We start from the raw sequence: 12766 nt of genomic DNA, 5'->3' as shown, positions 1-12766 counted from the left end.
CGTGTCGCGCACAACACGCCCGGACCGGGAGCGCCACACAGCATGACTGAGCCTTTCCAGGGGGACACCCCTGGACCCCTTGCGCACGACCGACTGACACACATCGACGACGCGGGCGCCGCCCGGATGGTCGACGTGTCCGGCAAGGACGTGACCGCGCGCACCGCCACCGCCACCGGACGCGTCCTCGTCTCGCCCCGCGTGGTCGAACTGCTCCGCGGCGAGGGTGTCCCCAAGGGCGACGCCCTGGCCACCGCGCGCATCGCCGGGATCATGGGCGCCAAACGCACCCCGGACCTCATCCCGCTCTGCCACCCGTTGTCGGTGTCGGGTGTGAAACTGGATCTGTCGGTCGCGGACGACGCCGTACGGATCCGGGCCACCGTGAAGACGACGGACCGCACGGGCGTCGAGATGGAGGCCCTCACCGCGGTCTCCGTCGCGGCGCTCACCGTGATCGACATGGTCAAGGCGGTCGACAAGGGAGCGGTCATCACGGACGTGCGCGTGGAGGAGAAGACGGGCGGCAAGTCGGGCGACTGGAGCCGGACATGACGCCCGACGCCGGCCTGCCCGCGCAGTACCGCGCCCTGGTGATCACCGCCTCGAACCGGGCCGCCGCCGGCGTCTACGAGGACAAGGGCGGCCCGCTGACCGCCGACGGCCTGAAGGGCTTCGGCTTCGCGGTCGAGGGCCCGCAGGTGGTTCCCGACGGCGACCCGGTGGAGGCCGCGCTGCGGGCCGCCGTAGAAGCCGGTTACGACGCCGTCGTCACCACCGGCGGCACCGGCATCTCGCCCACCGACCGCACCCCCGAGGCGACCCGCGCGGTCATCGACTACGAGGTGCCGGGCATCGCCGAGGCCATCCGGGCGTACGGCCGGGACAAGGTGCCGACTTCGGCGCTCTCCCGGGGCCTGGCCGGAGTCGCCGGGCGCACACTGATCGTCAACCTGCCGGGGTCCACCGGCGGGGTGAGGGACGGCCTCGCCGTCCTGGAGCCCCTGCTGGCGCACGCCGTCGACCAGATCCGAGGCGGCGATCACCCCAGACCCGCCGACACCAGTGGGGGTGCGAGCTGAACAGCCCATCCTGGCCCGCCGTGCTGGTGGACGGCGACATCGTCCTGAGGCCGATAAAAATCCGCGACCAGCGGGCCTGGCGCGAGGTCAACCGGCGCAACCGGGACTGGCTGCGCCCCTGGGAGGCGACGATCCCGCCGCCCACCCCCAGCGGGCCGATCGCGCACCGGCCGACGTACCGGCAGATGGTCCGGCATCTCCGCTCCGAGGCGAACTCGGGCCGGATGCTGCCGTTCGTCATCGAATACCAGGGGCGTCTGGTCGGGCAGTTGACGGTCGCCGGGATCACCTGGGGTTCCATGTGTTCGGGCCACATCGGTTACTGGGTGGACGAGTCGGTGGCCGGGCGCGGAGTGATGCCGACGTCCGTGGCGCTCGTCGTGGACCACTGTTTCCGGGCCGTCGGACTGCACCGCATCGAGGTCTGCATTCGCCCGGAGAACGGACCCAGCCGCCGGGTCGTCGAGAAACTCGGATTCCGTGAGGAAGGCCTCAGACCCCGTTATCTCCACATCGACGGCGCCTGGCGCGACCACCTCGTCTTCGCGCTCACCGCGGAAGAGGTCCCCGAGGGGTTGCTGGCCCGCTGGCAGCGGGCACGCTCCAGGAGCACCCCGCACGACAATCCGGCATAACGCGGAGGCTCGAACGCGGGCGTAGCGGTGGGAAGTTCCGGAGGCCCGGAAATGGAATATGTGTTCGAAAGTGATCGACGGATGACCGTCTTGGGGCAATGAATTCGCCAACTCCGCGGCCTGTTGATCGCATCGGTCACAAAAAAAGCTCGAAATATCAGCCAGATCGTGCGACACACCGGCTCAATTGGCAGATGGCCTCACGCAAACCCCTCTACCGTGTGAGGCGTGAGCAGCAGCGGCCTCATCTACGCAGTCATTGTCGGGGCCTGGGCCGCCTACTTGGTGCCGATGTGGCTCCGTAGGCAGGACGAGCTGAACGAGGCCCGTCCGACGGAACGCTTCAGCACCGCCATCCGGCTGCTGTCCGGACGGGCGGGAATGGAGCGCCGGTACGCCAAGGACCTGCGGGCGCGCTCCGCCGAGGAGGAGGAGCCCAGCGCCGTCGTGCCGGACGCCGTCACCGACTCGGTGGACGTCCGGGCCTTCGCCATGCCCCCGGCCCGTCCCCAGGTGCACGCGCCCGTCCGGCAGCAGAACCAGGACCGGCCGGAAGCGGCGCGCGAGCCGGTCCGCGAACCGGCGCGTGAGCAGACGTCCAAGCCGGTACCCCAGCAAGCCTCCGCGCCGGCCCAGGCGCCCAAGTCCGCACCCGCGCCCGCACGCAAGCGCGTTCCGGTCGTACGGCGCAGCCCCGCCGAGGAGGCCGCGGCAGCGCGCGCCCGGCGGGTGAAGGTGCTCGCGCGCCGCAGACGTACCACCGTGATGCTCTTCCTCGCCTTCACGCTCGGCGCGATCGTCGCGGCGGTCGGCGGGCTCGGCCTGCTCTGGGCGCCCGGCGTACCGGCGATCCTGCTCAGCGGGTACATCGCCTACCTGCGCACCCAGGAACGCCGCCGCTTCGCCTACCAGATGGACCGGCGCCGGGCCGAGGTCGCCGCGCAGCGACTGAGGGAGCGTCAGCCGCGGCGGCGCGCGTCCGTGGACGCCGGGATCGACGACGCCGAGGAGGGCCCGGAACCGGAGACGGACCCCGGGCTGTCCGCGCTCGCCGCCGACCGTCGCGCCCTCGTCGAGCAGACCGACCACGCGGAGTGGGTCGACCAGCAGCGCGAGCGGCAGCGTCGGCCGGGCCAGGGCGACAGTTGGGACCCGGTACCGGTCCCGCTGCCGACGTACGTCACCGCGCCGGTCGCGCCGCGCGCCACGTCCGACGTGGACCTCGGGGCGCCGGACGCGTGGAGTTCGGCCCGCTCCAGTTCCGTGGCACCGGAGCAGGAGGCGCAGTCCGCGGCGCGCGACGACCGCGACGCCCGGGACGCGCAGGACGCCCGGGACGAGGACGCGGAGGACCCGTCGGACGACAAGTCGACGCCGGACGGCCGCACCGACGCCCGTCGCGCAGCTTCCGCCCGTCGCGCCCGTGAGCGGGGCCGGACCCCCCTGTTCGACCAGTACGAGGACGGCGAACGGCCCCGCGCCGCCAACGAGTGACCAGGCAAGGAACGGATTTCCAAGCACCCTGACGGGGATGCTAGAGTTTCACTCGTTGCAAGGGCCTGTGGCGCAGTCTGGTAGCGCACCTCGTTCGCATCGAGGGGGTCTGGGGTTCAAATCCCCACAGGTCCACACAGCAACGAGATCCCGTCCGATCGTCAGATCGGACGGGATCTTTGCGTTGCCCGCGATCACAGCGTCTTCATCACAGCGTCTTCGCGAAGCACCGGCTGTCGTCGTGGAAGCGGTAGTAGCCGAACTTCACGCAGGGCTCGTAACCACTGGACGTGTAGAGGGCGATGGCCTCCGGCTGCTTGGTGCCGGTTTCCAGGACCATGCGGGTGCGGCCGGCCGTGCGGGCGTTGTCCTCCAGGGCGGCCAGCATGCGGCGGGCGAGGCCCAGGCCGCGGGCCTGTTCGATGACGTACATGCGCTTGAGCTCGGCGTCGCCGTCCTCGTTGCCCTCGCCGTTGGCGTCCTGGGAGCGCCAGCCGCCGGTGGCGACGGGGTCGTCGTGCTCGTCGTAGGCGATGAGGTAGACGCCGTTCGGCGGGGTGAAGTCCGACGGGTCCAGGACGGTGGCGTCGCCGCCGTCGCCGTAGCGGACGTGGTACTCCTCCTGGACCTGGTCGTTCAGCTTGACGGCGTCGGGGTGGTCGAACGAGACGGGTCGTATATTCATGCCGAGTATCGTACTTCTATGCGTAGGGAGAGTCTGCGAAGGTCCGGGTGGGGGAATCCGGGCCCCGTCCAGTGTGCCGGTATTGTGCCCGGGTGCTGACTGTGACCTCTGTCAATGTGAACGGACTGCGGGCCGCCGCGAAGAAGGGCTTCGTGGAGTGGCTCGCGGAGACCTCCGCCGATGTGCTCTGCCTCCAGGAGGTGCGGGCCGAGCCGGAGCAGTTGCCGGAGCATGTCCGCACCCCCGAGGGCTGGCACGTCGTGCATGCCCCGGCCGCCGCCAAGGGGCGCGCGGGCGTCTCCCTCTACACCCGCCGCGAGCCTGACCGCGTCCAAGTCGGCTTCGGGTCGGCCGAGTTCGACGGGAGTGGTCGTTACGTCGAGGCCGACCTCCCCGGGGTCACCGTCGCCAGCCTGTATCTGCCCTCCGGCGAGGTCGGCACCGAGCGGCAGGACGAGAAGGTGCGCTTCATGGGCGAGTTCCTCGCCTATCTGAAGGGGCTGCGTGCGCGGGCCGCCGCCGACGGGCGCGAGGTCGTCGTCTGCGGTGACTGGAACATCGCCCACCACCCCGCCGACCTCAAGAACTGGCGCGCCAACCAGAAGAGTTCCGGCTTCCTGCCCGAGGAGAGGGCATGGCTCGGCCAGGTCTTCGACGCGGAGGACGGGGCGTATGTCGATGTCGTGCGTGGCCTGCATCCCGATGTCGAGGGGCCGTACTCCTGGTGGTCCTACCGCGGGCGGGCCTTCGACAACGACAGCGGATGGCGCATCGACTACCACGTCTCGACGCCCGGCCTCGCCGCCAAGGCGGTCAAGGGCTACGTCGAGCGCGCGGCCACACACGACGAGCGCTGGTCGGACCACGCACCGGTGACGGTGGTCTACGACCTCTGAAGGTCCCTGACCCTGACGGCGGTCTACGGCCGCTGAGGTCCCCGGTCGCCCCCGCCTTGCAGTCGGCGGTCCATCGCCATCGACAACTCCGCCTCTACGACGCTCTTCGCCAGCGGTCGCAGCCGTTGCAGGTCCTCCGCCGTGCGGCCCTCGGATATGACCAGGTCGGTGAAGAGCTCGGCGAGGGCGTCCGTGTGCTCGCGGACGCGGCGGCCCGCGGCGAGGACGTCGGCGAGGGGGATGCCCTCGCGCACCAGCGCGGCCGTGACGTCGAGGAGCCGCCGGCTGATGTGGACGATCTCGCCGCCGTCGGTGCCGAGGTAGCCGAGTTCGAGTGAGGCCGCGAAGTTCTCCGGGGTCGCCTGGTCGCCGAAGTAGTCGGCGAGCGCCTCCGGGGTCAGCCGCACGGGGGTCTCCTCGGTGGGGGCGCCCAGGCCCAGCAGCTCGCCCACGTTGCGGCCGTGGTCGAAGGCCTCGGCGAGTTCCGCGATGCCGTTGAGGGTGTGGCCGCGTTCCAGCAGCGCCGAGATCGTGCGCAGCCGGGCCAGGTGGGTCTCGTCGTACCAGGCGATACGGCCGTCCCGGCGCGGCGGGTGGATGAGTTTGCGCTCGCGGTAGAAGCGCAGGGTGCGCACCGTGATGCCGGCCTGCTCGGCCAGCTCCTCCATGCGGTACTCGCGCTTCTCCGCCGGTTCCGCCTGTTCCGCCTTCTCCGCCACGCCCGCACCCTACGTCGTACCCCCGGTAACTTTCCTTGCACCGCCCCCTACCCATGAGTACGAAGCTGCCCTACGCTCCGATTGCGCCAGTGTTCACTGGCGCGGTCTCATAGTCGTATGAGAAGGGCGCGGGATGACCGAACACGAGCATGTACGGGTGGCGGTGATCGGGTCCGGGTTCGGCGGGCTGGGGGCCGCGGTGCGGCTGCGGCGCGAGGGCATAACCGACTTCGTCGTCCTGGAGCGCGCCGACAGCGTGGGCGGGACCTGGCGGGACAACAGCTATCCCGGGTGCGCCTGCGACGTACCGTCCCATCTGTACTCGTTCTCCTTCGCGCCGAACGCCGACTGGCCGCGCACCTTCTCCGGGCAGGAACACATCCGCGCGTACCTGGAGCACGTCACGGACGTCTTCCGGATCCGGCCGCACATCCGCTTCAACTCCGAGGTCAAGACGGCGACTTGGGACGCGGAGCGGCTGCGCTGGGACATCGAGACCAGCGGCGGTTCCTACTCCGCCGACCTCGTCGTCTCCGCCACCGGGCCGCTGTCCGACCCGAAGATCCCGGACATCCCGGGGCTCGACTCCTTCCCCGGCAAGGTCTTCCACTCGGCCCGCTGGGACCACGACTACGACCTGCGCGGCAAGCGCGTCGCCATGGTCGGCACCGGCGCCTCCGCGATCCAGATCGTGCCGGAGATCCAGCCCGACGTGGAGCGCCTCACCCTCTTCCAGCGCACCCCGCCGTGGGTCATGCCCCGCGTCGACCGCCCCATCAGCGGCGCCGAACGCGCCCTGCACCGCGCGCTGCCCTTCACCACCCAGGCGCGGCGCGGACTCCTGTGGGGCATAAGGGAGTTGCAGACCACGGCGTTCACCAAGCGGCCCAACGAGCTGGTCCTGGTGGAGCAGTTGGCCAAGAAGAACATGGCCCGCGCCATCAAGGACCCGGCCCTGCGCGCCAGACTCACCCCCGACTACCGCATCGGCTGCAAGCGCATCCTGCTCTCCCGGACCTACTATCCGGCGCTCGCCCAGCCCAATGTCGACGTCGTGGCAAGCGGGTTGAGCGAGATCCGCGGCGAGACGGTCGTCGCGGCCGACGGCACCACGGCCGAGGTCGACGCGATCGTCTTCGGTACGGGTTTCCACGTCACGGACATGCCGATCGCCCAACGAGTCGTCGGCGCGGACGGGCGCACGCTCGCCGAGGCGTGGCAGGGCGGAATGCAGGCGCTGCGCGGCTCTTCGGCGGCCGGGTTCCCGAACTGGATGACCGTCATCGGGCCCAACACCGGCCTCGGCACCTCCTCCATGATCTTCATCATCGAGTCGCAGCTGAACTATCTCGCCGACTACATACGGCAGTTGGACGTCCTGGGCGGCCGCGTCGCCCTCGACGCCCGGCCGAGCGCGGTGAGCGCGTGGAACCGGCGCGTGCAGGAACGTATGAAGCGCACGGTGTGGAACACCGGCGGCTGCACGAGCTGGTACATGGACGCGTCCGGCCGCAACACCACCATCTGGCCCGGCACGACGGCCGAATTCCGCAAGGCCACCAGGCGAGTCGACCTCACGGAGTACGAGGTGATCCGGGCGAAGGCCGAGAGGAAAGCGGAGGCGGAGGCGTCGACGGAGGTGGTGGACGCGTGAGCCGTCTCATGCACGTCTCGTCCGGGCCGTACGCCCCGCCCGTCCCCGCCCGCGAACTCACCGCCACCTCGGCCGACGGCTCCCGGCTGCACGTCGAGGTGCACGGACCCGAGGACGCGCCCGCCGTCGTCCTCGCGCACGGCTGGACCTGTTCCACGGCCTTCTGGGCAGCGCAGATACGGGACTTGGCCGTCGACCACCGTGTCATCGCCTACGACCAGCGGGGCCACGGGCGCAGTCCGGCGGCCGTCGCGCACAGCACCGACGCGCTCGCCGACGACCTGGAAGCCGTACTGGAGGAGACGCTCGCGCCCGGGGAGAAGGTCGTGATCGCGGGGCATTCCATGGGCGGGATGGCGGTCCTGGCGGCTGCTTCGCGGGCGCGGTTCCGGGAGCACGCGGTGGCCGTTCTGCTGTGCAGTACGGGGAGTTCGCGGCTGGTGGACGAATCGCGCGTGGTGCCGTTGCGGGCCGGGCGGACGCGGACCTGGCTGACCCGGAAGGTGCTCGGCACGCGGGCGCCGCTCGGGCCGGTCACGCCGGCCGCGCGGCGGATCCTCAAGTACGGGACGATGGGCCCCGGTTCGGCCCCGCACATGGTCGAGGCGTGCGCACGGATCGTGCACGCGTGTCCGAGCGCGGTGCGGTACGCGTGGTCCCGGGTGCTCGATTCGCTCGATCTCGACCACGGCGTACGGGAGTTGGCGGTGCCGACGGCCGTCTTCGTCGGGACGGCGGACCGGTTGACGCCGCCGGTGCACGCGCGGGCGCTGGTCGCCGCGCTGCCCAACTGCGTTGGGATCACCGAACTTCCCGGGCTCGGCCATATGACGCCCGTCGAGGCGCCCGAGTTGGTCAGCGCGAAGATCCGTGAACTGGCCGCGACATACGCGCAGTTCCACCAGGGCGATCAGGTCAAGGAGGGCACATGAGCGGCAAGGTGAGTCTGGAAGGGCAGGTCGCGGTCGTGACCGGGGCCGCGCGCGGGGTCGGCGAGCTGCTCGCCCGCAAACTCTCCGCGCGCGGGGCCAAGTTGGCGCTCGTCGGGCTGGAACCGGACGCGCTCAAGGAGGTCTCCGAACGGCTGCACACCGACAGCGGTCACTGGTACGCCGACGTCACCGACCACGAGGCGATGGCTCGCGTCGCGGCCGAGGTCAAGGAGCGGTTCGGGAAGGTCGACATCGTCGTCGCCAACGCGGGGGTCGCGACCGGCGGGCCGTTTCTCGACTCCGATCCGGTCGCCTGGCGGCGGGTGATCGAGGTGAACCTGATCGGGTCCGCGGTGACCGCGCGGGCGTTTCTGCCCGTGCTGATGGAGAGCCGGGGGTATCTGCTGCAGATCGCCTCGCTGGCCGCGATCACGCCGGCGCCGATGATGACCGCGTACTGCGCGTCCAAGTCGGGGGTCGAGGCGTATGCGCACAGCTTGCGGGCCGAGGTCGGGTACAAGGGTGTGCGGGTCGGGGTCGGGTATCTGTCGTGGACCGATACGGACATGGTGCGCGGGGTCGATCAGGACGCGGTCATGCGGGAGTTGAGGGAGCGGTTGCCCTGGCCGGCGAACAAGACGTATCCGCTGGGGCCGGCGGTGGACCGGATCGTGGCGGGGATCGAGCGGCGGGCCAGTCATGTGTACGGGCAGGGGTGGTTGCGGTCGATGCAGGGGGTGCGGGGGTATTTGCCGGGGGTTATCGGGGCGGTCGGGCAGCGGGAGATGCGGAGGTTCGGGGCGCGGTTGGAAGGGATGCGGTCGGGGCTTGTTGGTGCAGGTGGGGCGGCGGATGAGGAAGCGCGCGTCACTGACCGTAGCTGACCGAAATGCGAGTGTTGTCCTGGCGTGTAAATCTGGTCGAGGCCCGACCAAGGGCCAATCCCCCCACTACGGGAGTGAACCCACATGGGTATGAAGGACCAGTTCCAGGACAAGGCCAAGGACCTCGCGGACAAGGCCAAGGAGCGTATGGACCAGGGTAAGGACCAGGCGCGGGACCGGGGTCAGCGGCCGGACGAGGACGCTGAGCGTGCGGGGCAGGGGGCGCGGGAGCGGATGGATCGGGAGATGGACCAGGACTACGACGTGTAGTTGAGGTCTGATTGCGTGGGGCGCCCTGTGTTTTTTGGGGCGTCCCACGTTTCGTTGTTGGGTGCGGGCCGGTGGGGGCTGGTCGCGCAGTTCCCCGCGCCCCTAGGTGAGTTGCCCCGCTGTCTCTCAAGAGCGTGGGGGGAGTTTGGGCCTCGAACGGTCCGGTACCGCGCTGTAGTCCGGCGGGGTTGCCGCTGGGTGGATGGCCAGGAGGTCCAGGGCCAGTTTGATGGCGTCGTCCAGCTGCGCGTGCCGGCCCTCTGCCCAGTCCAATGGGGTGCGGAGGATCTCCGAGTCCGGGGTTACGCCTCGGTTTTCCACCGACCAGCCGTATGCGTCGAACCAGGCCGCGTTCATCGGGACCGTGATCACCGTGCCGTCGCCGAGTTGGTGGCGGCCGGTCATGCCGACGACTCCGCCCCAGGTTCGTTGGCCAACGACCGGGCCTAGTTTCAGCAGCTTGAAGGCGGCTGTGATCATGTCGCCGTCCGAGGAGGTTGCCTCGTCGGCCAGGGCAACGACCGGGCCCCTGGGGGCGTTTGAGGCGTAGGACACCGGTTGGGCGTTGCGGGTCAGGTCCCAGCCGAGGATCGTGCGGGTGAGTTTCTCGACCACCAGCTCGCTGATGTGGCCGCCCGCGTTGCCGCGTACGTCGACGATCAGGGCCGGGCGGGACACCTCCAGGCGCAGGTCGCGGTTGAACTGGGCCCAGCCGGAGCCGCCCATGTCGGGGATGTGGAGGTAGCCGCAGTGGCCGCCGCTCAACTCCCGTACCACGGCCCGGCGTTTGGCCACCCAGTCCTGGTAGCGGAGGGGGCGTTCGTCGATCAGGGGGACTACGGCGACCCTGCGGGCCCTGCCTTCGCCTTCCGCCGGGGTGAAGGTCAGCTCGACTGTCGTGCCGCCTGCGCCTGCCAACAGGGGGTACGGGCCCGTGAGTTCATCTACCGGGCGGCCGTCCACGTGGGTCAGGATCGCGCCCTCTCGGATGCCTGTGCCGGCCAGGGGGGAGCGGGCCTTGGAGTCCGAGGACTCGCCGGGGAGGATGCGGGCGATCGTCCAACCGCCCTCCCTGCGCACGAAGTTGGCGCCCAGCAGGCCCTGGCGGCGCTGGTAGTGGGGCGGGCCCTCGTTGCGGCGGGACGGGGTGACGTAGGCGTGGGACGTGCCCAACTCGCCCAGGACTTCGCGGAGTAGGTCCGCGAAGTCGTCGGGGGAGGCGACTCGTTCGACCAGGGGGCGGTACTGGTCCAGGACCCCGGTCCAGTCGATGCCGCACATCTGTGGGTCCCAGTAGTACGCGCGGATCAGGCGGCCCGCCTCCTCGTACGACTGGCGCCATTCGGCGGGCGGGTCCACCTCGTGGAGGATGCGGCGGAGGTCGATCCAGACCGTCGAGTCGCCGTCGCCGGACTCTGTGGAGGGGACCGCTCGTAGTTCGTCCTCGTCGACCACGACCAGGCGGGAGCCGTCGCCGCTCACCGCGAACCAGTCCAAGTGGTCTACGAGTTCGGACTTCTTCGCCTTGCTGATGTTGAAGTATTCGAGGGTCGGGCGGCCGCTGGTGTCGTCCGGGTTGGCGAAGGTCTCGCCCAGCGCGCCCGAGATCGGCCAGCGCAGCCAGACCAGGCCGCCGCCCGAAACCGGGTACAGCGCCGAGTACTTGGAGGCCGAGACGGGGAAGGGGGTGACCCTGCTCTCCAGGCCCTCCACCTCCACCGTCACCGCGCCGTCCGCGCCCTCGTCGTCCTCCGCCGCGTCCAGGCCCCCGGCGGCCGGGCGGCCCTCCGGGGTCAGCGCGAAGGGGGACGGGGTCGCCGAGGACAACGGCACCAGGTACGGGCGGCAGCCGAGCGGGAAGGACAGGTCGCCGGTGTGGACGTCGTAGACGGGGTCGAAGCCGCGCCAGGAGAGGAAGGCGAGGTAGCGGCCGTCCCGCGTGAAGACCGGATTCTCGTCCTCGAAGCGGCCGTTGGTGACGTCGACGATCAAACGGTCCTTTATGCGGGCCATCTTGATCTGGCGGAGGGAGCGGCCGATACCCGGGTGCGACCAGGTCAGCCAGCTGCCGTCGGGGGAGAAGGCGAGGTCCCGTACCGGGCCGTTGATCGAGCAGATCAGCTCTGTCACTTCGCCGTTGGACTCCTCCGTCGCGTCCAGTAGCAGCAGTCGTCCGTCGTGCGCCGCGATGGCCAGGCGCTCGCCCGCCGTGTCCGACACCAGCTCCAGTACGCGGCCCACCTCGCCGGAGGCGAGTCGGCGGGGCTCGCGTTCGCCGGAGGCGCGGGGGAGGTAGGCAATCTCGATCGCGTCCTCGCCGTCCGCGTCCGTGACGTAGGCGACCTGGCCGCCGGAGCCGAGCATCTCGGGGAGGCGGACCCGTACGCCCGGGGTGTCGGTGATGGTGCGGGCGGGGCCGTCGCGGTGGGTGAGCCAGTACAGGCTGCCGCGTACGACGACCGCGCTCGCGCGGCCCGTCTCGTCGACCGAGATGCCGTCGACGTGCTGGGCGGCGGGGACTTGGTACGTACGGCGGCCCGCGCGGGGGCCGCTCAACCGCACGTCCAACTTGCGCGGGGTCGACGTAGGGGACAGGTCGTCGACGAGCCACAGGTCGCCGGCGCACTGGTACACGACGCGGGTGCCGTCGCTGGCCGCGTGCCGGGCGTAGAAGGCGTCGTGGTCGGTGTGGCGCCGGAGGTCGGAGCCGTCGTAGGAACAGGAATAGAGGTTGCCGATGCCCTCGTGGTCGGAGAGGAAGGCGATGCGGCCGTCGACGAACATCGGGGAGTGCAGGTGGCCTTCGAGGTCGGCGAGCAGGCGGCGGCCGTGCAGCCAGAGGCGGCCCATCGCGCCGCCGCGGTAACGCTTCCAGGCGGCCGGTTCGTGGGGTGGGGTGCCGGTGAGGAGCAGGGTCTGGCGTTCGCCGCCGATGTCGGCGAGCTGGATGTCGGAGACCGGGCCCCAGGGGAGGCGGCCGCCGGGGTCGCCGTCGGTGGGGACCTTGTGGGCCCAGGTGAAGTACGAGAACGGTTCGCCGTGTGAGGCCACGGCGAGGATGTCGCCGTCGGGGGTCCAGCCGCAGACCTGGGTGTCGGGGCTGCCCCAGTAGGTGAGTCTGCGGCCCGGGCCGCCCTCGACCGGCGCGAGATGGATCTCGGGCACCAGGCTGCGCCAGCTCGTGTACGCGATGTGGCGGCCGTCGGGGGAGAAGCGGGGGTGGCCGACCTTCGTACGGTCGACGGTGAGCCGCCAGGCGCGGCCCCTGCCGTCGAGAGGGGCCAGCCAGAGGTCGTCCTCGGCCACGAAGCTCAGGAGGTCGCCACTGAGGTGCGGCAGGCGCAGATAGCTCACCTCCCTATGCTTTTCCGCGGGACGGACCGGAGCAACTTATGAAAAATGGCCGGGGTGACTCAGCACACGTACGAAACGGTTTCGTTTCTTTGGTGAGTGCGCTACATTCATGACGTACGAAGCAGGTACGAAACCGTGTCGTTCGGATCCGGAGAGGTGAG

At 70.4% G+C, this 12766-nt stretch carries 12 protein-coding genes and 1 tRNA gene; 10 read left to right on the top strand and 3 right to left on the bottom strand.

The genetic code is table 11. The features are described 5' to 3' along the window. Positions 1-42 precede the first annotated feature (42 nt). From moaC to ACIBK4_RS19350, 5 genes are all read left to right on the top strand, one after another. Positions 43-555, top strand: coding sequence for a cyclic pyranopterin monophosphate synthase MoaC (moaC, locus tag ACIBK4_RS19370; RefSeq protein WP_366436778.1), 513 nt, complete (start codon positions 43-45; stop codon positions 553-555). Beyond that, a complete protein-coding gene (locus tag ACIBK4_RS19365) occupies positions 552-1082 on the top strand; it encodes a molybdenum cofactor biosynthesis protein B (RefSeq protein ID WP_398995972.1) in 531 nt (176 codons plus the stop codon). The genes moaC and ACIBK4_RS19365 overlap by 4 nt, the downstream gene beginning before the upstream one ends. Positions 1083-1102: 20 nt before the next feature. After that, a complete protein-coding gene (locus ACIBK4_RS19360) occupies positions 1103-1717 on the top strand; it encodes a GNAT family protein (RefSeq protein ID WP_366436780.1) in 615 nt (204 codons plus the stop codon). 228 nt (positions 1718-1945) lie between these two features. Next, a complete protein-coding gene (glpR, locus tag ACIBK4_RS19355; protein ID WP_398995971.1) occupies positions 1946-3211 on the top strand; it encodes a gephyrin-like molybdotransferase receptor GlpR in 1266 nt (421 codons plus the stop codon). 61 nt (positions 3212-3272) lie between these two features. Next, positions 3273-3346 (top strand) — tRNA-Ala (locus tag ACIBK4_RS19350). Positions 3347-3419: 73 nt separating this feature from the next. Here the strand turns inward: ACIBK4_RS19350 and ACIBK4_RS19345 are convergent. After that, on the bottom strand, positions 3420-3896 hold the full coding sequence (locus tag ACIBK4_RS19345) for a GNAT family N-acetyltransferase (protein ID WP_398995970.1): 477 nt from the start codon (positions 3894-3896) through the stop codon (positions 3420-3422). Positions 3897-3988: 92 nt separating this feature from the next. Between ACIBK4_RS19345 and ACIBK4_RS19340 the strand changes: the two genes are divergently transcribed. Beyond that, the gene (locus ACIBK4_RS19340; protein WP_398995969.1) at positions 3989-4792 is read left to right on the top strand and encodes an exodeoxyribonuclease III; all 804 of its coding nucleotides are present in this window, start codon (positions 3989-3991) and stop codon (positions 4790-4792) included. A 23-nt stretch (positions 4793-4815) separates the two neighbouring features. Here the strand turns inward: ACIBK4_RS19340 and ACIBK4_RS19335 are convergent, their stop codons facing one another. Beyond that, positions 4816-5460 (bottom strand): MerR family transcriptional regulator, encoded by a 645-nt coding sequence (locus tag ACIBK4_RS19335; RefSeq protein WP_398996437.1) that lies wholly within the window; start codon positions 5458-5460, stop codon positions 4816-4818. A gap of 184 nt (positions 5461-5644) precedes the next feature. On the opposite strand from ACIBK4_RS19335, the gene ACIBK4_RS19330 reads away from it, so the two are divergent. From ACIBK4_RS19330 to ACIBK4_RS19315, 4 genes are all read left to right on the top strand, one after another. After that, positions 5645-7165 carry a flavin-containing monooxygenase gene (locus ACIBK4_RS19330; protein ID WP_398995968.1) on the top strand — a complete coding sequence of 507 codons (1521 nt, stop codon included), beginning with the start codon at positions 5645-5647 and terminating at the stop codon, positions 7163-7165. Next, positions 7162-8097 (top strand): alpha/beta fold hydrolase, encoded by a 936-nt coding sequence (locus ACIBK4_RS19325; RefSeq protein ID WP_398995967.1) that lies wholly within the window; start codon positions 7162-7164, stop codon positions 8095-8097. Before ACIBK4_RS19330 ends, ACIBK4_RS19325 begins: the two co-directional genes overlap by 4 nt. Beyond that, a complete protein-coding gene (locus ACIBK4_RS19320; RefSeq protein WP_398995966.1) occupies positions 8094-8981 on the top strand; it encodes an SDR family oxidoreductase in 888 nt (295 codons plus the stop codon). Before ACIBK4_RS19325 ends, ACIBK4_RS19320 begins: the two co-directional genes overlap by 4 nt. Positions 8982-9065: 84 nt before the next feature. Then, the gene (locus ACIBK4_RS19315; RefSeq protein WP_398995965.1) at positions 9066-9251 is read left to right on the top strand and encodes a hypothetical protein; all 186 of its coding nucleotides are present in this window, start codon (positions 9066-9068) and stop codon (positions 9249-9251) included. 126 nt (positions 9252-9377) lie between these two features. Here the strand turns inward: ACIBK4_RS19315 and ACIBK4_RS19310 are convergent, their stop codons facing one another. Then, on the bottom strand, positions 9378-12605 hold the full coding sequence (locus tag ACIBK4_RS19310) for a S41 family peptidase (RefSeq protein ID WP_398995964.1): 3228 nt from the start codon (positions 12603-12605) through the stop codon (positions 9378-9380). Positions 12606-12766 lie beyond the last annotated feature (161 nt).

The sequence above is a fragment of the Streptomyces sp. NPDC050528 genome, from assembly GCF_044457795.1.
GTDB lineage: Bacteria > Actinomycetota > Actinomycetes > Streptomycetales > Streptomycetaceae > Streptomyces.
This window is presented reverse-complemented; position numbering and strand designations above follow the sequence as displayed.